At 71.8% G+C, this 20,985-nt stretch carries 21 protein-coding genes; 11 read left to right on the forward strand and 10 right to left on the reverse strand.

Translation table 11 applies throughout. The features are described 5' to 3' along the window. Nucleotides 1-11 precede the first annotated feature (11 nt). The 6 genes from NOCJ54_RS0110495 to NOCJ54_RS0110520 all read right to left on the reverse strand — a co-directional run bounded on the left by NOCJ54_RS0110495 (nucleotide 12) and on the right by NOCJ54_RS0110520 (nucleotide 7,180). Entirely contained in the window at nucleotides 12-1,412 is a 1,401-nt protein-coding gene (locus NOCJ54_RS0110495; protein WP_051485714.1) for a cytochrome P450, read from the reverse strand. A gap of 115 nt (nucleotides 1,413-1,527) precedes the next feature. Further along, entirely contained in the window at nucleotides 1,528-1,848 is a 321-nt protein-coding gene (locus NOCJ54_RS0110500; protein ID WP_028655470.1) for a 2Fe-2S iron-sulfur cluster-binding protein, read from the reverse strand. A 215-nt stretch (nucleotides 1,849-2,063) separates the two neighbouring features. Beyond that, on the reverse strand, nucleotides 2,064-2,255 hold the full coding sequence (locus tag NOCJ54_RS0110505) for a hypothetical protein (RefSeq protein ID WP_028655471.1): 192 nt from the start codon (nucleotides 2,253-2,255) through the stop codon (nucleotides 2,064-2,066). 188 nt (nucleotides 2,256-2,443) lie between these two features. Then, on the reverse strand, nucleotides 2,444-3,865 hold the full coding sequence (locus NOCJ54_RS0110510; RefSeq protein WP_028655472.1) for a phytoene desaturase family protein: 1,422 nt from the start codon (nucleotides 3,863-3,865) through the stop codon (nucleotides 2,444-2,446). Next, nucleotides 3,862-5,712 carry a DUF3556 domain-containing protein gene (locus tag NOCJ54_RS0110515; protein ID WP_028655473.1) on the reverse strand — a complete coding sequence of 617 codons (1,851 nt, stop codon included), beginning with the start codon at nucleotides 5,710-5,712 and terminating at the stop codon, nucleotides 3,862-3,864. Before NOCJ54_RS0110515 ends, NOCJ54_RS0110510 begins: the two co-directional genes overlap by 4 nt. Before the next feature lies 1 nt (nucleotide 5,713). Beyond that, nucleotides 5,714-7,180 (reverse strand): class I adenylate-forming enzyme family protein, encoded by a 1,467-nt coding sequence (locus NOCJ54_RS0110520; protein ID WP_028655474.1) that lies wholly within the window; start codon nucleotides 7,178-7,180, stop codon nucleotides 5,714-5,716. Nucleotides 7,181-7,374: 194 nt separating this feature from the next. Here NOCJ54_RS0110520 and NOCJ54_RS0110525 point away from each other — a divergent pair, with 194 nt between their 5' ends. The 9 genes from NOCJ54_RS0110525 (at nucleotide 7,375) to ppsA (ending at nucleotide 17,780) form a co-directional block, all read left to right on the forward strand. Next, the gene (locus NOCJ54_RS0110525) at nucleotides 7,375-8,664 is read left to right on the forward strand and encodes a PucR family transcriptional regulator (RefSeq protein ID WP_084255049.1); all 1,290 of its coding nucleotides are present in this window, start codon (nucleotides 7,375-7,377) and stop codon (nucleotides 8,662-8,664) included. 135 nt (nucleotides 8,665-8,799) lie between these two features. Beyond that, on the forward strand, nucleotides 8,800-9,105 hold the full coding sequence (locus NOCJ54_RS0110530) for a rhodanese-like domain-containing protein (protein WP_028655476.1): 306 nt from the start codon (nucleotides 8,800-8,802) through the stop codon (nucleotides 9,103-9,105). A 3-nt stretch (nucleotides 9,106-9,108) separates the two neighbouring features. Beyond that, entirely contained in the window at nucleotides 9,109-10,515 is a 1,407-nt protein-coding gene (locus NOCJ54_RS25090) for an MBL fold metallo-hydrolase (RefSeq protein ID WP_036517517.1), read from the forward strand. Nucleotide 10,516: 1 nt separating this feature from the next. Beyond that, nucleotides 10,517-11,335, forward strand: a complete 819-nt coding sequence (locus NOCJ54_RS0110540; RefSeq protein WP_028655477.1) for a sulfite exporter TauE/SafE family protein — start codon at nucleotides 10,517-10,519, stop codon at nucleotides 11,333-11,335. Nucleotides 11,336-11,574: 239 nt separating this feature from the next. After that, nucleotides 11,575-12,405, forward strand: coding sequence for a (Fe-S)-binding protein (locus NOCJ54_RS25095; RefSeq protein WP_261376794.1), 831 nt, complete (start codon nucleotides 11,575-11,577; stop codon nucleotides 12,403-12,405). Continuing rightward, entirely contained in the window at nucleotides 12,402-13,850 is a 1,449-nt protein-coding gene (locus NOCJ54_RS0110555; protein WP_028655478.1) for a LutB/LldF family L-lactate oxidation iron-sulfur protein, read from the forward strand. The genes NOCJ54_RS25095 and NOCJ54_RS0110555 overlap by 4 nt, the downstream gene beginning before the upstream one ends. Continuing rightward, the gene (locus tag NOCJ54_RS0110560) at nucleotides 13,847-14,497 is read left to right on the forward strand and encodes a LutC/YkgG family protein (protein ID WP_028655479.1); all 651 of its coding nucleotides are present in this window, start codon (nucleotides 13,847-13,849) and stop codon (nucleotides 14,495-14,497) included. Before NOCJ54_RS0110555 ends, NOCJ54_RS0110560 begins: the two co-directional genes overlap by 4 nt. Next, nucleotides 14,494-15,408, forward strand: a complete 915-nt coding sequence (locus NOCJ54_RS25100) for a pyruvate, water dikinase regulatory protein (protein WP_051485715.1) — start codon at nucleotides 14,494-14,496, stop codon at nucleotides 15,406-15,408. Before NOCJ54_RS0110560 ends, NOCJ54_RS25100 begins: the two co-directional genes overlap by 4 nt. Next, nucleotides 15,405-17,780, forward strand: a complete 2,376-nt coding sequence (gene ppsA, locus NOCJ54_RS0110570; RefSeq protein WP_028655480.1) for a phosphoenolpyruvate synthase — start codon at nucleotides 15,405-15,407, stop codon at nucleotides 17,778-17,780. The genes NOCJ54_RS25100 and ppsA overlap by 4 nt, the downstream gene beginning before the upstream one ends. Nucleotides 17,781-17,846: 66 nt before the next feature. Here ppsA and NOCJ54_RS0110575 read toward each other — a convergent pair whose 3' ends face one another. Next, nucleotides 17,847-18,038 carry a hypothetical protein gene (locus tag NOCJ54_RS0110575; RefSeq protein WP_028655481.1) on the reverse strand — a complete coding sequence of 64 codons (192 nt, stop codon included), beginning with the start codon at nucleotides 18,036-18,038 and terminating at the stop codon, nucleotides 17,847-17,849. A 185-nt stretch (nucleotides 18,039-18,223) separates the two neighbouring features. On the opposite strand from NOCJ54_RS0110575, the gene NOCJ54_RS0110580 reads away from it, so the two are divergent. Both NOCJ54_RS0110580 and NOCJ54_RS0110585 read left to right on the forward strand, forming a co-directional pair. Continuing rightward, entirely contained in the window at nucleotides 18,224-19,729 is a 1,506-nt protein-coding gene (locus NOCJ54_RS0110580; RefSeq protein WP_232221745.1) for a malate:quinone oxidoreductase, read from the forward strand. Nucleotides 19,730-19,837: 108 nt separating this feature from the next. After that, nucleotides 19,838-20,038 carry a hypothetical protein gene (locus NOCJ54_RS0110585; RefSeq protein WP_028655483.1) on the forward strand — a complete coding sequence of 67 codons (201 nt, stop codon included), beginning with the start codon at nucleotides 19,838-19,840 and terminating at the stop codon, nucleotides 20,036-20,038. Between the two features lie 29 nt (nucleotides 20,039-20,067). Here the strand turns inward: NOCJ54_RS0110585 and NOCJ54_RS29440 are convergent, their stop codons facing one another. From NOCJ54_RS29440 to NOCJ54_RS30515, 3 genes are all read right to left on the reverse strand, one after another. Then, the gene (locus NOCJ54_RS29440) at nucleotides 20,068-20,244 is read right to left on the reverse strand and encodes a hypothetical protein (RefSeq protein WP_157514867.1); all 177 of its coding nucleotides are present in this window, start codon (nucleotides 20,242-20,244) and stop codon (nucleotides 20,068-20,070) included. Between the two features lie 35 nt (nucleotides 20,245-20,279). After that, on the reverse strand, nucleotides 20,280-20,627 hold the full coding sequence (locus NOCJ54_RS0110595; RefSeq protein WP_157514868.1) for a hypothetical protein: 348 nt from the start codon (nucleotides 20,625-20,627) through the stop codon (nucleotides 20,280-20,282). 134 nt (nucleotides 20,628-20,761) lie between these two features. Continuing rightward, nucleotides 20,762-20,884, reverse strand: a complete 123-nt coding sequence (locus NOCJ54_RS30515; RefSeq protein WP_261376793.1) for a hypothetical protein — start codon at nucleotides 20,882-20,884, stop codon at nucleotides 20,762-20,764. Nucleotides 20,885-20,985 lie beyond the last annotated feature (101 nt).

Raw genomic sequence — 20,985 nt, forward strand, 5'->3', positions numbered from 1 at the left:
GGTGGTGTGGTTCAGCTCGCCGCCTTCGGCGTGAGCCGGACCATCATCGACTCGTAGCCCTTCACGAAGTTGGACTGCACGTAGGTGGGCTCGTCGAGGACCTCGATCCGGTCGAAGCGGGCGAGGATCTCCTCCCACAGGATGCGCAGCTGCATCTCCGCGAGCCGGTTGCCCATGCACCGGTGGACGCCGAAGCCGAAGGACATGTGGTTGCGCGCGTTCGGCCGGTCGATGATGAAGTCGTCCGGGTTCTCGAACTGACGCTCGTCGCGGTTGCCCGAGCAGTACCACATCACGACCTTGTCGCCCTTGCGGATGAACTGGCCACCGAAGTGGACGTCCTTCTTCGCGACCCGGCGCATGTAAGCGAGCGGCGTCTGCCAGCGGATGGTCTCCGAGACCATGTTGGGGATCAGCGACGGGTCCGCCTTGAGCTTCTCGAACTGGTCGGGATTCTGGTGCAGGGCCAGGACGCTGCCGGACATCGAGTTGCGGGTGGTGTCGTTGCCGCCGACGATCAGCAGCGTCAGGTTGCCGAGGAACTCCATCGGCCGGTGGATGAGGTCCTTGGTGTCCTCCGAGGACTGCATCAGGCTGATCAGGTCGAAGCCCGTCTCCCCCTCCTCCCGGCGGGCGGCCTTGTCGTGCCACAGCGCGATGAAGCTCCGGGCCATGTCGCCGACGGCCTCGTAGAAGGTGTCCTGGTCAGTGGTCCCGCCGGTCGCCTCGGCGGTGCCGCTCATCGTGTCCGACCAGTACGGCAGCTTGTGGCGCTCCTCGTAGGGGAAGTCGAGCAGCGTCGCAAGCATCCGCGCGGTGATCTCCTTGGAGACCCGCTCCACCCAGTCGAACGGACGATCCGTGGGGAGGTTGTCCAGCACGTCCTGGACGCGCTCGCGGATGAGCGACTCCATCTCCTTGAGGTTGCGCGGTGCCACGACGCCCTGGACGGCCTTGCGCTGGACGTCATGCTTCGGCGGGTCCATCGCGATGAACATCTCGACGTTGATCGGGGCGTGCCCGAGGATGATGAAGGGCTCCGCGGAGAACGTGTCCGGGTCCAGGTCGACGGCGCGGATGTCCTCGTACCGGGTGATCGACCAGAACGGGCCGAAGGGGCTGTCGGCCAGGTAGTGCACCGGGGCCTCGTCGCGCAGTCGCCTGAAGTACGAGTGCCACTTGCCCTGGCGGAACAGGAACGGGTTGCTGACGTCGAGCTCGGTCAGCGGCACGTCGGCGGCGTCCGGGACAGGGCGCTCGGTGAAGACGACCTGGTCGCCCATCCCGACGAGGCGCTTGGCCTTGTCGACGAGGTACGCCGCCTGGACCTGCCGGTCGACGGGCACGGTCGCCTGGACCTTGCGCTGGACGGTGGCCTTCGCGCGCTCGAGCACGCTCTCGGTGGTGGTCATGTCTGTGTGCCGCCTCGGTGTCGTTCGGGTGGTCGTTCGCTGGTGTCGGTGACGTCGGTGACGTCGGTGCAATCGGTGGCCGGGACCGCGGCGCCCGGACTGCGGTGGCGCGGACCTACATCTGGAACTCGGGCAGGCGGACGCGCAACCCGTCCAGGGCCCCGGACGCGACGACCTGGCAGGCCAGCCGGGAGCTCGTCACGCACTCGGGCGACATCTCGAGCATCTGGCTCTCCCGGTCCGTGCGGAGGCCCGTCGTGCCGACCCACTCGTCGCTGACGATGATGTGGCACGTGCCGCAGGCGGCCTCGCCGCCGCAGTCCCCCTCGATGCCGGGGACCGCACTGCTGGTCGCGAGCTCCATGAGCGACTCGCCCTCGACGATGTCCACGTCGTGCGAGGTGCCGTCGTGCTCGACAAAGGTGACCGTTGCCATCTTCTCTCCCCTAACCGCGGCGGCAGGTGTGCTGCTCCGCCACCGTTGATCTGCCGGTGCCTTCCGGTGGCAGTGACCCTGCTCACCGGGTGCTCCCAGCGTGACAAGGGAGGACGCCCGCCTTCTTGGGCGAGCGGACAAGGGTTCGCGGTGCGCTCGGGCATCCGTCACAACGACGGGGCCCACCTGGCCACCCCGGCCCCGCACCGAACCACCTACTCCGCGGTGGCGAGGCCGTAGGACGCGGTCCGGGCCCGCTTGCCCGCGACGCGCCGGCCGGGGGCCGCCGACCGCCGCGGCCGTACGACGTCGAGGACGGCGCCGAACGTCACCGCGATCAGCGGGATCCAGATCGGCAGCAGCATGAACAGGTACATCGGCAGGAGTGCCTCGAGCGCTTCCTTCATCGGCTCGCTTCCCTTCGGCTGTCTCGGTGGACGTTCCGGGTGCGGCGACCGTCGACCCCGTCACACGGCCAGGCCTTCAGCGGTGTGACCGTCGCCACACGGGACGGTAGGTCGGACGCTGGACGCGTGGCCTGTGCCGGCCGCACAGCATTCAGCGCGGGAGTTGTGCCCTGGGACGACCCCGCGGGTCAGGCCTCCGTGCCGAGCCAGCGGAGTGCCCTGGCCGCGGCGTGGGCGCCGCACATGCCGTGGGCGCCGGGGCCGGGGGGCGTCGCGGCAGAGCAGATGAAGTGCCCGGGCACCCCGACGTCGTACGGCTGGACGCCGGGGCGCGGTCCCAGCAGGAGCTGGCGCACGTCCTTGGCGCCGGTGAGGATGTCACCACCGACGTAGTTGGGGTTGTCCTCGGCGAAGGCCGCAGCCGAGCGCACCTGCAGGCCGACGACCCGGTCCCTGAAGCCCGGCGCGAAGCGCTCGACCTGTCGCACGATGGCCTCCGTCGCATCACCGGTGTAGCCGTGCGGGACGTGTGCGTAGGTGTAGAGCGGGTGCACGTCGCCCACCGACCGGGTGGGGTCGGCGAGGTACTGCTGGCCGACCAGGACGAAGGGGCGCTCGGGCATGCGCCCCCGGTGCACGGCCCGCTCGTTCGCCACGACCTCCGCCAGGGGCCCACCGAGGTGGAGGGTGCCGGCCCTCCGCGCGGCCTCCGCGGTCCACGGCACCCCGCCCTCCACGGCGAAGTCGACCTTGAAGGCAGCCGGACCGTGGCGGAACCTCCGGTAGGCCCGCGCGACCCGGGCAGGCAGCCGGTTGCCGAGGATGTCCGCGACCGCTGCCGGGGCGAGGTCGTAGAGCACGACGTCGCTCGCCGGGAGCTCGGCGGCCGACGTGACGCGCACACCGGTCTCGATCCGACCGCCGTTGGCCCGGACCACCGCAGCCATCGCCCGGGTGATCGCCTGCGAGCCACCCTCCGCCACGGCCCAGCCGTTGGCGTGACCGGCGGTGAGGATCCCCATCCCGATCGCCGAGCTCAGCGGCCTGCCGAGCGGGTGGAACGCGTGCGCCGCCACCCCGGCGAAGAGTGCCCGGCCCTCCTCCGTCCGGAAGAGGCGCGCGAGCACGGTGGCCGGCAGGAGGGTCGGTGCCCCGAAGCGGGCCAGCCGCACAGGGTGCCGCGGCACCCGGACCAGCGGACCGAGGATGTCGTCCGACAGCTCGTCGTACCAGGACGCCGGACGGCGGAACAACCGTCGCCACGCCTCCCCGTCGGGTCCCAGCCCTCGCGCCGTCTCCTCGACGGAGCGGTGGAGCACCCCGGCACCGCCGCCGTCCAGCGGGTGCGCGCAGTCGACCTCCGGCAACCTCCAGACCAGGCCGTGCTCCTCCAGGCCGAGGTCGCGGAGGAACTTCGAGCCGGCCGCCATGGGGTGGATCGCGGCACAGTGGTCGTGCAGGAGCCCCGGGAGGATGCCCTCGCTGGTCCGGGTCCCTCCCCCGATCTCGTCGGACGCCTCCAGCACCGTGACGGACACACCGCGACGACTCAGCGCGGCGGCAGCGGCCAGCCCGTTGGGGCCGCTGCCGACCACGACCGCACTGCTCATGCCACGGGGCTGTCGACGCCGGTCCGCGGTGCCGCCGGGTCACCGTCCGCGCGCCACTGCACCTGCAGCGGGACCGGGCCGTTCGGCAGCCACGGCTGCTCGCGGACGCAGTCGCGGACGTCCCACGTGCCCCGCTCGACCACTCCCAGGGCGGCGTCGATCACCCGGTAGTGCTGGGGACGGCTCGTGCGCCAGGGCGTCGCCTGGGACTCGCAGTAGACGACCACCAGGTCACCCGGGGCGAGGTGGAGCCGGTCCTGGACCGCACGCACGAGGCGCTCGTCGTGGAGGTGGCCGTCGCCGAAGTTCCAGCCGAGGATGGTGTTGCAGACGAACTCACCCTCGCGGACCGTCCGGCTCTCGAGGTCGTCCAGCCGCTCGCAGAGCACCGAGAGCAGGCCCCGGCCCTGGCTGTGCATCGCCCGCCACGCGATGGCCTTCTGGATCGCCATCTCGGCGTCCTCGGCCGTGTACGGCATCGGCTTCATGCGCTGGAGCTGGTCGACCTGGCTCTCGGTGAGCGGGAGCTCGTTGAGCCGCTCCTCCACGCCGGGCTTCATGGCCCACACCGAGCACGCCCAGTTGCCGGCGTACTGGCGCATCGACGGGAGGAAGGAGACGAGGTCCGGGCGCAGGTTGCCCAGCACGGGACCGAAGCACAGCAGCGCGATGATCGGGACGAGCCACAGCGGCTCGGAGAACTCCCAGATGTTGTAGACCGACGCGGTGAAGCCGTCACCGATGCCGCACCACAGCACGATCGCGATATAGCCGAAGTACACGTTCCACTCGAGCGGGACCGCCAGCGGGAACGTGGAGGTGATGAAGAGGTGGAAGACCAGCATCGCGACCGCACCCACGGCAGCGACCGTCGGGCTGGTGGTGAGCAGGAGGACCACCGGGATGAGGATCTCGAGCGTGGTGCCTCCGACGTGCGCCATGAACCACGCGCCGCGGCTGGGGCGCAGGTCGTCCGGGGCGTTGCGGTAGTGCAGCTTCTTGATCCAGCCGAGCTGGCCGGGGCTGTTCGACACCATGGGCGGGACGACGTTGACGAAGTGCTCGCCCACCTTGGAGATGCCGGCGCCGATCCACACCACGCAGATGATGATCTTGAAGACCACGACGAGGTCGACGAAGTCGGCCGGGTCGCTGGAGGACAGCACGACCGCGCCGAGCACGGCGGAGAAGAACATGATCGGGTAGTACTGCTCCGACCTGGCGGCCAGGAAGACCACCTTGTCGCGCAGGCCCATCAGGGGCATGACCACCAGGATGGGCAGGAAGGCGGCGGGCGGCACGAGCTCCTGCGGCCCCGTTCCCAGCGGGACCGCGTCGACCTCCACCGCGGGCAGCGCCAGCGGGACGACGAGGCTGGCCAGGACGGCCCCGTACAGCACCACGTCCGCCACCGTCCGGACGTCGCCACCCGTGAGCGGGACCCGGCCCGCCCAGGGGGCCATCCGGACGGTGCCGGGCCGCAGCCAGTAGCGGATGTTGCCCACCATGGGGACGAAGTGCCCGCACAGCGGCCCGAACGTGCCGCCCAGGCCGACGACCTCGAGGAGCATCAGCCAGATCGCCAGCTTCTGGTAGACCACGATGTTGTCGAACCAGGTGCCGGGGTCGGTCAGGTGGACGTACTCGGTGGTCAGCGACGTGATCGCCAGGCCGAGGGCGAAGTAGAGGCCCAGCATCTTCAGGATGTAGACGACGTGGAGGACCCGGGGGGTCCCGAAGCCGTCGAGGACCCAGTTGGTCGTCAGGACGCGGACCCGCTCCAGGAAGGGCAGCGCGAAGAACTCGGCCGGCTCCATCGGCGGAGACGAGGGGTTGATGAAGCCCATGTCAGGCCTCCGCCATCTGTGCCCGCAGCCGGGGCTTGTCGATCTTGCCCACGGGGTTCTTGGGGATCTCTGCCAGCAGGTGGATGCGGGCCGGGACCTTGACCTTGGTGAGCTGCTCGGCGCAGTGGGCGCGGAGCTCGTCCTCGCCGACCTCCGTGCCGGGGCGGGCCGAGACGTAGGCGACCGGGATCTCGCCGTACGTCGCGTCGGGTGCGCCGACGACCGCCGCCTCCAGCACCACCGGGTGCGCGTGGAGGACGGCCTCGATCTCCTTGGGGTAGATGTTCTCGCCACCGCGGATGATCATGTCCTTGATCCGGTCGACGATGGTCAGGTAGCCGTCCTCGTCGAGCACCCCGACGTCGCCGGTGTGCAGCCAGCCGTCGCCCAGCGCCTCGGCCGTGGCCGACGGGTTGTTCAGGTAGCCCTGCATCACCGTCGGCCCCTGGATGACGACCTCTCCCCGCTCGCCCGCAGGCAGCAGGTTGCCGTCCGGGTCCATCACGGCGACCGTCTGCCCGGGCAGGGCGATGCCGACCGTGCCGGCCTTGCGAGGACCGTCGACGGGGTTGGCCGTGGAGGCGCACGTGCCCTCGGACAGGCCGTAGCCCTCGACCACCGGGAAGCCGAACCTGCTCTCGACCGCAGCCAGGAGGTCGGCCGGGGCGGGGGCCGCGCCGCAGATCCCTACCCGGACCGACGAGGTGTCGGCCTCGACCTCGGCCGGCAGGGAGACCAGGACCTGGTAGATCGTCGGGACGGCCGAGAAGTACGTCGGCCTCAGCCGGGCGACCTGCTCGAGGAAGCCCGTCGGGTGGAAGCGCTCGAGCAGGGAGACCTGCGCACCGTTGCGCAGGGGCGTCAGCACGCTCACGCAGATCGCGTTGACGTGGAAGAGCGGCAGGACCAGGAGGCAGTGGTCGTCCGGCGTCACCCGCAGCGCCTCGCCCATCGACGCGGTCATCGCGTCGATGTTCGCGTGGCTCAGCATCACGCCCTTGGGCCGTCCCGTGGAACCGCTGGTGTAGATGAGCAGCGCCAGGTCGCTGGCCCGGGTGGCCGGCGCCGGCACGGCGCCGAGGGCGCCCTCGGGGCGCAGGCGGAGCTGGTCGGCCAGGAGGGCGGGTCGACCAGCGGTCGGTGCGCCGTCCTGCCCCACGACGACGACCGTCGCGTCCGCGTCGGCGATCTGGTACTCGGCCTCGTTGGCCGTGAAGGTGGGGTTGACGGGCGTCGCTGCCGCGCCCAGGCGCCACGCGGCCACCATCGCCACGAGGAGCTCGACCCGGTTCGGCAGCATGATCGCCACGACCGAGCCCGTGCCGACACCCCGCTCGGCGAGCTGCTCGGCGGCTCCCTCGACACGCTCGGCGAACTCGGCGTAGGTCAGCTCGACCCGCTCGTCGCGCACGCAGGGACGGTCGGAGTACGCGGCCGGGCGCGTCCAGGGCAGGTAGTCCAGGGTCATGGTCAGCTCCGTGGTCAGGGATCGGGCGAAGGCTGACGCTAGGGACTGACCGACCGCGCCGACTTGTGCTGGCGGTACGAAACGCAGGCCACATTTCGGATGCGTGGCACCGGGAAGCCCGTGGCACAATCCGGGGTCGCTGGCCCGGTAGTCCACATCAGGTCGCACACCAGATCGCGAGGAGCGAGGTAGCCATGGCTCTGCGTCCGTCCCCCGACGGGGCGATCGACCCCCGGGTCGACCGACGGGTCCAGCAGGTGGGCGCCCTGCTGGCCGGCCACCTGCCCGACATCGCCAGCGCCATCTACGCCGAGCTGACCAACCGGGTCACCCACCTGAAGGGCGACCCCGTCATCGAGGAGCTGCTGCTGGCCAGCACGCTCGGCAACCTCGAGAACGTCGCCCACCTCATCCAGGGCCACACCCAGCCGGAGGACATCCAGCCGCCCGCCCCTGCGGTGGAGTACGCCCGGCGCCTGGCCCAGCGCGAGGTCCCCCTCGGCGCCTTGCTGCGCGCCTACCGGCTCGGGCAGCGGCAGTTCATCGACTGGGCCAACGACCAGCTGACGAGGCTCGAGGACGACGCCGACCTTGCCTACGCAGCGTCCCGGGAGCTGACGACCTTCGGCTTCGAGTACATCGACCGGGTCTCCGAGGCCCTGGTCGAGGTCTACCAGGTCGAGCGCGACCTGTGGCTGGCCAACCGGAACACGGTCCGGCTGGAGGTCGTGGAGAAGCTGGTCGCAGGACAGCCCGTCGACGTCGGCGCTGCGGAGGCCGCGCTCGGGCACCGACTGCGCCAGCACCACCTCGGAGTCGTCGTGTGGCGCGCACAGCCGGACACCCGTATGGCTGGCGACCTCGACCAGGTCGTGGACGCCATCGCCCGGAGCACCTCCGGGACGGGCAGACCGCTCGTCATCCCGCAGGACACCGGGACAGCGTGGGCCTGGATCCCCCTGGGCCGCCAGACGTCCACGCCGTCACCCTCCGCCGTGGCTGCCGCCGTGGAGGCGTGCGGCCCCGGCGTCCGGGCGGCCCTCGGCGTCACCGCAGCAGGGGAAGGTGGCTTCCGCACCTCGATCCTGGATGCCCGGAGGGCACACGAGGTCGCGATGGTCGCCGGCGGCCACGCCCGGGCCGTGACGTCGTACGACGACCCCGAGGTGCGCACGGCCTGGCTCCTCACCCAGGACCTGGAGAGCACGCGCCGCCTGGTGGCGTCGTCACTCCGGGGCCTCGCCGAGGACTCGGAGGGCGCCGAGCGGCTCCGGGCGACCCTGCACGCCTTCCTGCGAGCCGCAGAGAGCTACGTGGTCACCGCCGAGCGGCTCCACCTGCACAAGAACACTGTTCGTTACCGCGTCGCCAAGGCGCTCGAGAGCCGCGGGGTCCCCCTGACCGAGGACAGGCTGGAGCTCGAGCTCGCCCTGGTCGCCGCCCACCACCTCGGCCCGAGGGTCCTCCAGGCACCGGGCGACTGACGGCACGGCTCGATCGTCACATCGCCGCGAACCAAGGGGAGACTAACCCCCCGGGGGGTTGTGCTACTGTTGCCGAAGGATGATCCCCCCGGGGGGATCACGGCCTTTGCTGGAGCCACGAAGGAGAATCCACCCATGCGCGAGATCGACATCGACCAGCTCGCAGACGCGATCGACGGCGGTGCCGTGGTCGTGGACGTGCGCGAGACCAGCGAGTACGCCGATGGGCACGTGCCCGGCGCGCGCAACATCCCGATGGGCCAGCTGCCCGGGCGCCTCGACGAGCTCGACCGCTCCGCCGTCGTGCACGTAGTCTGCGCGAGCGGCAACCGCAGCTCCGCGATGACCGACGTGCTCGTGGCGCAGGGCTTCGACGCCGTCAACGTGGCCGGCGGGACCCGCGCCTGGATCAGCTCCGGACGCCCGGTCGAGCAGGGCTGAGCGATGACCACGCCGTCCTCCCCCGCCGACCTGACGATCGTCCCGATCGAGACGCCGACGCTCGGCGACCGCAGCTACCTGGTCCACGACGGCGACGTCGCCTTCGTCGTCGACCCGCAGCGCGACATCGACCGTGTCACGGACCTGCTGGCCGAGCACGGCGTGCGGCTGACGCACGTCCTCGAGACCCACATCCACAACGACTACGTCACCGGCGGCTTCGCGCTGGCCCGGGCGACCGGTGCGGCGTACCTGGTGAACGCGGCCGACGACGTGTCCTTCGAGCGGACCCCGATCAGCGACGGCGACGTCGTCGAGGTCGGCGACCGCATGCGCCTGACCGCCCTCGCGACGCCGGGCCACACGTTCACCCACCTCTCCTACGCGCTGCGCGACCTCGGTCCGGAGGCCGACTCCCCCAGGCGCGACGTCGGCGTCTTCTCCGGCGGCTCGCTGCTCTTCGGTGCGACGGGACGTCCCGACCTCCTCGGGCCGGAGCACACCGACGAGCTGGTCCGCCACCAGCACGCCTCGGCCCACCGCCTGGCCGAGCTGCTCCCGGACGACGCCGGCGTCTTCCCGACGCACGGCTTCGGCTCCTTCTGCAGCGCGACCCAGTCCGACGCCACGTCGTCGACCATCGGCCGCGAGAAGCAGGCCAACCCGGTCCTGACCCAGGACGAGGAGACCTACGTCCGCGAGCTGCTCGCCGGGCTCGGCGCCTGGCCGGCGTACTACGCCCACATGGCGCCCGCCAACGCCGCCGGCCCCGCGGCGCCCGACCTCAGCCCGCCCGCACTGGCCGACGCCACCGACCTGCGGCGTCGCATCGAGGCCGGCGAGTGGGTCGTCGACCTGCGCAACCGCACCGTGTTCGCCGCCGGCCACGCCGCCGGCACGCTCAACTTCGGCCTGGACGGCTCGTTCGCGACCTACCTCGGCTGGCTGGTGCCGTGGGGCACGCCGATCACGCTGCTGGGCGAGACCGCCGAGGACGTCGCCGAGGCGCAGCGCGAGCTCGTCCGGATCGGCATCGACCGACCCGCGGCCCACGCCACCGGCGGCCCCGAGGACTGGAGCACCCGGGCACCGGTCAGCTTCCCGACCGCGACCTTCGCCGACCTGGCCCAGGTTCGCCACCACCGCGACGTCGTGGTCCTCGATGTCCGCCGCGCCGACGAGCACGCCGCGGGCGCCATCGACGGCGCCGAGAACGTCCCCCTGCACGAGCTGTGGAACCGCATCGACGAGGTCCCGGCCGGCGAGGTCTGGGTGCACTGCGCGAGCGGCTACCGCGCCTCGATCGCTGCGTCCGTGCTGCACGCGCGGGGGCGGACGACGGTGGCGGTCGACGACAGCTTCGCCGACGCCGCCGCGGCGGGCCTGGACCTGGTGGGACCCGAGTCCTGACATGACCCTCGTCCTCGCCGTCGTCGCGGGAGCGCTCATCGGGCTCAGCCTGGGCTCCCTCGGCGGCGGCGGATCGATCCTCGCGGTGCCGGTCCTCGTCTTCCTCCTCGACCAGGGCCCCACCCAGGCGACGACCGGGTCCCTGGTCGTCGTGGGCGTCACGGCGCTGACCGGTGCCGTGGCCGCGGCTCGAGCGGGCCACGCGATGGTGGGACGCGGGGTCGTCTTCGGCCTCGTGGCCGTCGGCGGCGCCGTGCTCGGAGCACGCGCGTCGTCCCTCGTCGACGGGGACGTGCTGCTCGCCACCTTCGCGGCCCTGATGCTGCTGGTGGGCATCCTCATGGCCCTGCGGCAGCTGCGTCACCGCACCGGCCCCCAGCACGCGGCACGACCGACCCTCGACGACCCGATCATCACCTTCAGCCCGACCTTCGCGTGCGCCTGCCCGCGGGCCCTCAAGGTGCTCGTGACCGCGACGCTGGTCGGCCTGCTCACCGGGTTCCTCGGCGTGGGAGGCGGGTTCCTCGTCGTACCCGCCCTGGTGCTGGGCCTCGCCCTCCCGCTCCCCCACGCCGCCGGCACCTCGCTCGTGGTCATCACGATCACCAGCACCACCGCCCTCGCGGCCCGCGCGGGAGCCGGCACGAGCCCCGACTGGGGCCCCGTCCTCGTCCTCACTGCGTCCTCGGCCCTGGCCGCGGTCGCCGGCGCCCGCGTCGCGGCCCGGGTCGACGCTCGCGTGCTGTCCGGCGCCTTCACCGTGCTGGTGCTCGCCGTCGCCGCCTACACCGCCACCCGGGCGGTGCCCGCCCTCCTCTGACAGCGCGCCGTCAGGTGGTGGGCGAGTGGGAGCGCGCGGATGTGCTGGTCCACCCGGTCGGCGGCGAGCGCGCCGTCGCCGCCCTCGATGGCCGCGAAGATGCCACGGTGCTCGGTGAGCACGACCTGCGTCCGATCTGTCGGCCTTGACGCTGGGCCGAGGGCCACCCCACTGTCGATCGTGTGGCCCGACCACAGGATGGCCAGCCAACGAATCGCCGACGACCCTCGGGAGGTCCCGTGACTTCGCTCCCCGGCAGCGGCCTGCGCGTCGCGCTGTTCGCCACCTGCTTCAACGACACGATGTGGCCCGAGACGCCCAGGGCGGTGGTGACGGTCCTCGAGCGGCTCGGTGTGAGCGTCGACTTCCCGCTCGAGCAGACCTGCTGCGGGCAGATGTTCACCAACACGGGCTACGCCCGCGAGGCGCTGCCGCTGGTCGAGCGCTTCGCCGACGTCTTCGAGGAGTACGACGCCGTGGTGGCTCCCTCGGGCTCCTGCGTCGGCAGCGTGCGGCACCAGCACGCCGGGGTCGCGCGGGGCTGCGGCCGGCCGGCGCTGGCCGACCGTGCGACGGCGGCGGCCGGGAAGGTCTACGAGCTCAGCGAGCTGCTGATCGACGTCCTGGGGGTGACCGACGTGGGCGCGACCTTCCCGCACCGGGTGACCTACCACCCGACCTGCCACTCGCTGCGGATGCTGCGCGTGGCCGACAAGCCGCTGCGGTTGCTGCGCGAGGTGCGCGGCATCGAGCTGGTCGACCTGCCCGAGGCCGAGGAGTGCTGCGGCTTCGGCGGCACCTTCGCGATGAAGAACTCCGACACCTCGGTGGCGATGGGGGCCGACAAGGCCCAGCACGTCCGCGAGACCCGCGCCGAGGTCCTGGTCGCCGGTGACAACAGCTGCCTCGCCCACATCGGCGGCCTCCTCACCCGCCAGCGCTCCGGCACCCGTGTCATGCACCTGGCCGAGGTGCTGGCGTCCACCGAGCGCGACTTCGCCGCCGCGAACGAGCTCGGCGGTCCGCCGTACGCGGCCGGTGCGCGCGACGGCAGGGAGGCGACGGCATGAGCGGCACCTTCCTCGGCATGCCGTCGTTCCAGGCCGCGGCAAAGGAGGCGCTGGGCAACGCCCAGCAGCGGCGCAACCTCGAGCACGCCACCCGCACGATCCGCGGCAAGCGGGCGCAGGTCGTCGCCGAGCTCGATGACTGGGAGGGCCTGCGGCGCACGGCCGCGGCGATCAAGGACAACGTCCTCACCCACCTCGACTCCTACCTGCTGCAGCTGGAGGAGTCGCTCACCCGCGCCGGCGCGACGGTGCACTGGGCGTCCGACGCCGAGGAGGCCAACCGGATCATCACCGGCCTGGTCCGGGCGACGGGTACCGACGAGGTCGTCAAGGTCAAGTCGATGGCGACCCAGGAGATCGGCCTCAACGAGGCGCTCGAGGAGGCCGGCATCCGTGCGTGGGAGACCGACCTGGCCGAGCTGATCGTCCAGCTGGGGCACGACCGTCCCAGCCACATCCTGGTGCCGGCCGTCCACCGCAACCGCGCGGAGATCCGCGAGATCTTCCTGCGCGAGATGGGCCAGGTCGGCGCGCCTCCCCCGGCCGTCCTCACCTCCGACCCGCGCGAGCTCGCGGAGGCGGCGCGGGTGCACCTGCGCGAGAAGTTCCTGCGCGCGAGGGTCGCCGTCTCGGGGGCGAACTTCGCCGTCGCCGACACCGGCACCCTCGTGGTGGTGGAGTCGGAGGGCAACGGCCGGATGTGCCTCACCCTGCCCGAGACGCTGATCAGCGTCGTCGGCATCGAGAAGGTCGTGCCGCGCCTGGAGGACCTCGAGGTCTTCCTGCAGCTCCTGCCGCGCAGCTCCACCGGGGAGCGGATGAATCCCTACACGTCCACGTGGACGGGCGTCACCCCCGGCGACGGGCCGCAGGACGTGCACGTCGTGCTGCTCGACAACGGCCGCACGGACGCGCTCGCCGACAGCGTCGGGCGGCAGGCCCTGCGCTGCATCCGCTGCTCGGCGTGCCTCAACGTCTGCCCCGTCTACCAGCGCGTCGGCGGCCACGCCTACGGCTCGGTCTACCCCGGCCCGATCGGCGCGATCCTCAACCCGCAGCTGCGCGGGACGACCAGCGAGGTCGACCAGTCGCTGCCCTACGCGTCGTCGCTGTGCGGCGCGTGCGGCGACGTCTGCCCGGTGGGGATCGAGATCCCCGACCTCATCGTCCACCTGCGCACCCGGGTCGTCGACGAGCACCGCGGCGGCGTCCCGTCCGGCGAGCAGCTCGCCATGAAGGGCGCCGCGTGGCTCTTCGCCGACCACCGGCGCTGGGAGAAGGCGCAGAAGGGCGCCGAGCTCGGCGGTCGGGTCCTCGGGGGCAAGGACACCATCGGCCGCCTGCCGGGCCCGCTGGCGGCCTGGAGCGATGCCCGCGACGCCCCGACCCCACCTGCGGAGACCTTCCGGACGTGGTGGAAGCGGGAGAAGGGAGGCCGGCGATGAGCAGCCGCGCAGCGATCCTCGGCAGGGTCAGCGCCGCCCTGGCCGGCGCCGACCGGGTGCCCCCGCCCCGGCAGGAGTACGGCGCTCCGGCCGCCGTGCCCGACGTCGTCGGCCTGTTCGTCGAGCGGGTCGAGGACTACCGCGCCGTCGTCGAGCAGGTCGCACCGCAGGAGCTCGCCGCCGCCGTGGCCCGCGCGCTGGGCGGGACCGACCGGGTCGTCGTACCCCCGGGGCTGGAGGGGGCGTGGCTCTCCGCGCTCGACGGGGCCGAGGTGCTCGTCGACGACGGGGACCTCTCCCCCGACGACCTGGACCGGTGCGGCGCGGTCGTCACCGCAGCGGCCGTCGGCATCGCCACGACTGGCACGATCGTGCTCGACCACCGACCCGACCAGGGCCGCCGGGCGCTGTCGCTGGTGCCCGACCTGCACGTGTGCGTGGTGCGGGAGTCACAGCTCGTCGGCGACGTCCCCGAGTCGGTCACGCTGCTGCGCGCCGCCGTCGACGCCGGCCGTCCGTCGACGTGGATCAGCGGTCCCTCGGCGACCAGCGACATCGAGCTGGAGCGGGTCGAGGGCGTCCACGGTCCGAGAACCCTGCACGTGCTGCTCGTCCGTGACGGGGACGGTCTACAGTCACCGGCATGACGACGGCCGGCAGGGCGAACCGCGGGGCTGCGGACGACGTGGTGCCGGTCTTCTTCCTGTCCGACAGCACCGGCATCAGTGCCGAGACGATGGGCAACGCGCTGCTCATCCAGTTCCCCGAGCTGCGCTTCGAGCGGACGGTCATCCCGTTCATCTCCACCGTCGAGGACGCGCGCGAGGTGGTCGCCCGCCTCGACCGGACGCTGGACGAGAGCCCGCGCACGCCCCTGGTGTTCACGACGGCGGCGAGCGACGAGGTCCGGCTCGAGCTGCAGCGCACCCGCTGCCCGGTCATCGACTTCTTCGACATGCACATGCAGCGGGTGGAGTCGATCCTCGACACCCGCGGCGTGCGGCTGCCGGCCCGGCTGCACGGCGTGGGCGACGTCCAGCGCTACAACAGCCGGATGCAGGCGATCGAGTACGCCATCGAGCACGACGACGGCCAGAGCCTGCGCAGCCTGGAGAAGGCCGACGTGATCCTCGTGGCGCCCTCGCGCTGCGGCAAGACACCGACGTCGATGTACCTCGCCCTGCAGCACGGGCTGTTCGTCGCGAACTACCCGATCGTCGAGGACGACCTCGACCACACCGACCTGCCGCGTCCCGTCCGGCACCTGCGCGAGCGGTGCTTCGGGCTGACCACCTCCCCGCAACGCCTCGCAGCGGTGCGCGAGGAGCGCCGGCCCGGGTCGCGTTACGCCTCCCTCGAGCAGTGCACCTTCGAGCTGCGCCGCACCGCCGAGATGTTCCGGCGCCACGACCTCCCGGTCGTCGACTCCTCGACCAAGTCGGTCGAGGAGATCTCGACGATCATCCTGCAGCGGCTGAAGACCATGAAGGCTCTGCCCCCGTCGGTCGCGCGTCCACCGAGCTCACCCGTCCCCGGAACCCCGAGGAGTCGTCCATGACCCAGTCCCCCTACGTCCGCCCGTTCGCCGAGCTCGGCATGGCCGACCTCGAGCAGGTCGGCGGCAAGAACGCCTCCCTGGGCGAGATGGTCAGCAACCTGTCCTCGCTGGGCGTCAGCGTGCCCGACGGCTTCGCGACGACGGTCGAGGCGTTCCGGCGCTTCATCGGCGACACCGGGCTGGCCGAGGAGATCTCCAGCGCGTTGAAGGGGCTGGACCCCGACGACACCCTCGAGCTGGCCCGCGTCGGCCGCTCGCTGCGCGAGTCGGTGGCTGCGCAGGCCTTCCCGCCCGAGGTCGAGGCCGACATCCGGGCGGCGTACGAGCGCCTCGTGGACGGCCGCGAGGGCGTCTCCTTCGCGGTGCGCTCCAGCGCCACCGCCGAGGACCTGCCCGACGCCTCCTTCGCGGGCCAGCAGGAGACCTTCCTCAACATCACCGGCATCGACGGGGTGCTGCAGGCGGTCCGCGAGGTGTTCGCCTCGCTCTACAACGACCGGGCGATCGCCTACCGCGTGCACCACGGCTTCGACCACGACGAGGTCGGCCTGTCCGCCGGCGTGCAGCAGATGGCGCGCTCCGACGTCGGTGCGTCCGGGGTCATGTTCACGATGGACACCGAGTCCGGCTTCGACGACGCGGTGTTCGTGACGTCGTCGTACGGCCTGGGCGAGGCCGTCGTGCAGGGCGCCGTGAACCCCGACGAGTTCTACGTCTACAAGCCCGCCCTGCGCGCCGGGCGCCCCGCGATCCTCAAGCGCGGCGTGGGCTCGAAGGCCACCAAGATGGTCTACACCGACGACGCGTCGGTCGGCCGGACCACTGCCTTCGTCGACACCGACCCCGCCGAGCGCGGGCTGCTCAGCCTCACCGACGCCGAGGTCGAGGAGCTGGCCCGGCACGCCCTCGTCATTGAGGAGCACTACGGCCGGCCGATGGACATCGAGTGGGCCAGGGACGGCGTCGACGGCCGGCTCTACATCCTCCAGGCCCGCCCGGAGACGGTCATGTCGCGCGCCGGCGTGCAGCAGCGCTTCCGGATGAAGGACACCGGAACCGTCGTCGTGGAGGGCCGCGCGATCGGCCAGAAGATCGGCGCCGGCCCGGTGCGGGTGCTGACCTCGGTCGACCAGATGCACGAGTTCGTGCAGGGCGAGGTGCTCGTCGCCGACATGACCGACCCCGACTGGGAGCCGATCATGAAGCGCGCCTCCGCCATCGTCACCAACCGCGGCGGGCGCACCTGCCACGCGGCGATCATCGCCCGCGAGCTCGGCATCCCCGCCGTCGTCGGCACCGGCGGCGCCACCCGCGAGCTCACCGACGGCCGCGACGTCACCGTATCGTGCGCGGAGGGCGACACCGGCTTCGTGTACGACGGCCGGCTGGACTTCTCCGTCGAGGAGACCGAGCTGTCCGCGATGCCGGACGTGCCCACGAAGATCATGATGAACGTCGGCACGCCGGAGCAGGCCTTCGCCTTCGCCCGGCTTCCCCACTCCGGCATCGGGCTGGCCCGCCTGGAGTTCATCATCAACCGCCAGATCGGCATCCACCCCAAGGCGCTGCTCGACCACGCGTCGCTCGAGGAGCCGTTGCGCTCGGAGATCGCGGAGGCGACCAAGGCCTACGCGAGCCCGCGGGAGTTCTTCGTGCGCCGCGTCGCCGAGGGCGTGTCGATGCTCGCGGCGGCCTTCGCCCCCGAGCCGGTGATCGTGCGGATGAGCGACTTCAAGTCCAACGAGTACGCCAACCTCGTCGCGGGCGAGCTCTACGAGCCGCACGAGGAGAACCCGATGATCGGCTACCGCGGGGCGTCGCGGTACCTCTCGGCGGACTTCGCGGACTGCTTCGCGATGGAGGCCGAGGCACTGAGGTACGTGCGCGACGAGATGGGCCTGACCAACGTCAAGGTGATGATCCCGTTCGTGCGGACCCTCGCCGAGGCGGACGGGGTCATCGCGCTCCTCGCCGAGCACGGCCTGGTCCGTGGGGAGAACGGCCTCGAGGTCGTGATGATGTGCGAGGTCCCGTCCAACGCGATCCTGGCCGACGAGTTCCTCGAGCGCTTCGACGGCTTCTCCATCGGCTCCAACGACATGACCCAGCTGACCCTCGGCGTCGACCGCGACTCCGCGCTCGTCGCCGGCTCGTTCGACGAGCGCGACCCGGCCGTGCTGTTCATGCTCGAGCGCGCGATCGAGGCGTGCCGCAAGGCCGGCAAGTACGTCGGCATCTGCGGCCAGGGCCCCAGCGACCACCCCGACCTCGCGCAGTGGCTGCTGGAGCGGGGCATCACGTCGATGTCGCTCAACCCCGACACGGTCGTCGACACCTGGCTGGCGCTCGCCGAGACGGGCACGCAGGGCTGACCGGCTGACGGGGCTGACGGACGGCTGCGAGCCGCGGCTGGGGTGCCGGCCGCGGCTCAGCCGGCGTCAGGAGTCGCGCTCGCCGATCGCGGCGACGACGAGGCGGACCCGGTCGTCGTCGTACTCGAGCTGCAGGTAGTCCGGCCCGACCTCGAACCGGTCGGACGCCTCCTGCTGCCAGACCGGCTCGCCGAAGCGTGCCCGGACCTCGGCCCGGGTGGGCGTCGCGGACAGCCCGTCGTCCGCGACGGTCTGCACGATGACGGACTGCAGACGTCCTCGTCGACGATGTACTCCGCGGACCTCTGCTCGGCGATCCGTGCCGGTGCTACTGCCCCTGCCGAGCGTGCTGAGACGTGCGGGGTGTGACGTGCGTCAAATAATCGGGGGTGCCGGGACCCCCCGCTGCTTGTGAATGATTTCCCATGCTGGATAACAGGAGGGTGCACACCTCTGTAGCGCAGCCGCCCGCGGAGCAGACCACCGACGTGCTCCTCATCGGCGGCGGGATCATGAGCGCCACCCTCGCCTCCCTCATCGCCGAGCTCGAGCCGACCTGGTCGATCCGGGTCCTCGAGCGGCTCGACCGCCCCGCGCGGGAGAGCTCGAACCCGTGGAACAACGCGGGCACCGGCCACGCCGCCCTCTGCGAGCTGAACTACACGCCGCAGGCCGAGGACGGCACGGTCGACATCTCCAAGGCCGTGACCGTGAACGAGCAGTTCGCGGTCTCGCGCCAGCTGTGGTCCTTCCTCGTGGAGGCGGGCCGGATCCCGGACCCCGAGGCCTTCATCCACGCGACCCCGCACATGAGCTTCGTCTGGGGCGAGGAGAACGTCGCCTACCTGCGCGAGCGCCACGCCCTGCTGTCGGCGCACCCGCTGTTCGAGGGCATGGAGTACTCCGAGGACCCGGCGCAGATCGCGCAGTGGGCCCCGCTGCTGGGAGCCGGGCGCACCGGCGACGAGCCGATCGCGGCGACGTACTCCCCCGAGGGCACCGACGTCGACTTCGGCGCGCTCACCGAGCTGCTGCTGCAGTCGGTCGCCGAGCGCGGCGCGAGCATCGACTACGACGCGCACGTCAAGCTGGTCCACCGCACCATGGACGGCACCTGGCACGTCATGGGCAAGCAGGGTGGCGAGAAGTTCCACCACCGCGCCCGCTTCGTGTTCGTCGGCGCCGGTGGACAGGCGCTGACGCTGCTGCAGAAGTCGCGGATCCCCGAAATCAAGGGCTTCGGCGGCTTCCCCGTCAGCGGCGAGTTCCTGCGCACCAGCAACCCCGACGTGGTGGCCCGCCACCACGCCAAGGTCTACGGCAAGGCCGCGGTCGGCGCTCCCCCGATGTCGGTGCCGCACCTGGACACCCGCGTCGTGGACGGCAAGGCCAGCCTGATGTTCGGCCCGTACGCCGGCTTCAGCCCCCGCTTCCTCAAGCACGGCTCGCTGCTCGACCTGTTCCGCTCGCTGCGCGGGCACAACATCGTGCCGATGATCCGCGCCGGCCTCGCGAACATCCCGCTGACCGTCTACCTGGTCACCCAGCTGCTCGCGTCGGCGAAGAAGAAGTTCACCGAGCTGAAGGCCTTCTTCCCCGACGCCGACCCCGCCGACTGGGAGAAGATCACCGCCGGCCAGCGGGTCCAGGTGATCCGCCCCGACGGCGTGCTGCAGTTCGGCACCGAGGTGATCACGCACCGCGACGGCACGATCGCGGGCCTGCTGGGCGCCTCGCCGGGCGCCTCGACCGCGGCCCCGATCATGCTCGAGGTCCTCGAGCGCTGCTTCCCTGAGCGCTGGGAGGCCTGGCAGCCGCAGCTGCGGGAGATCGTGCCGAGCCACGGCAGCGCACTCTCGGACGACCCGGACTTCGCCCGCGAGGTCCGCGACCGCACCGCGAAGGTGCTCGGCCTGGACGCCGACGCCGCTGTGCGGGGCGCTGCCTGAGCCCCACCTGCCTGGCGCGCCCGGTATGAGCGGGCGCGCCACGGGGTAACTCCCGGTCCCCTCGGCGCGGCGTCCCACCGCGCCCTCTGCCGGCCCGAGGAGCGCACCATGTACTTCGACACCAAGCCCTGCCAGGTGTGCGGCTCCCAGGTCGAGCTGCGGGCGGGCGGCCCCGAGAGAGCCGACCTGTCCGAGCCGGTCGGTCCGGCCGACGGCGTCGTCGGCGACGGCGACTCCACCCCGGACGAGCGGGTCTGCACCAACGCCGACTGCCCGACCAACCAGGCGGGCAGCAGCGACCAGCCCTGAGGCCAGGTCCGGCTCGGCTGCGCCGGCGCTCAGGCTCCTCCGTCGCGACGGCCGCCACGGCGGCGGCCCCGCTGACGCGTGGTCCGCGGCGCCTGCTCACGGAGGTCGTGCTCGATCTCGCGGGCGCGACGGCGCTCGAACAGCAGGATCGCCAACGCGATGCCCAGCATCACGACGACGGTGAGGACGAGCCCGAAGAGGTCCATGCCCGGGCGGTACCCAGCACCGCCGCGAGCACCGGTCACAGGGTGAGCGCGATGAGCACCGGCGCCACGAGGAGCAGCGCGACCACCCAGGCCCGGATCACGGCCTGCTCGTAGCGGGGCCACCGGACCCCGACGAGGGCGAGCAGCCCGAGGAGCGTGAGGAAGGGGATGAGCCACCAGAAGAAGCTCTGCCCGAGGAGGACTAGCTTGCCGAAGATCGGCAGGAAGCCGATGACCAGCAGCACCTCCCACCAGGACGCCTTCTGGGTGAGCTTTCCCTCGGCACCCGGGTGGGTCGCCTGCAGGTGCTCGAAGAACTCCCCCGTCGCCGCCTGGGACGCAGCGGCTGCGTCCTCGCCCGGACGGTCGCCCGCCAGTCGCACGACCGGCACCAGACGTCGGCAGCACTCACCGCACCACCGTCCACCACCTGCGGACGGCTGTAGCGCCCGCGCACCCGCTCCACGTCAGCGACCCACCTTCGGTCCGAGCACCACCCGTCCCGGGTGGGGCCGGCTCAGTAGCAGGGCGCGCCCTCGCAGCACGGGCGGATGTAGCCGCAGCCGTCGCACCGCTCGTGGGAGGTCTCCCACCGCATCATCGTCTGGCAGTTGGGGCAGGGCTCGGTCAGGTCAGCCACAGACCCCAGCGTAGGTGGGGCGGCTGCGGCTGCGGCGGAGGCACGACGGTCCTTGCAGGAGGACCAGCGAAGCGTCGTACTCATGTTTCCGGCGGTTCGGG

The organism is Nocardioides sp. J54 (genome assembly GCF_000519005.1).
Taxonomy (GTDB): Bacteria; Actinomycetota; Actinomycetes; order Propionibacteriales; family Nocardioidaceae; genus Nocardioides.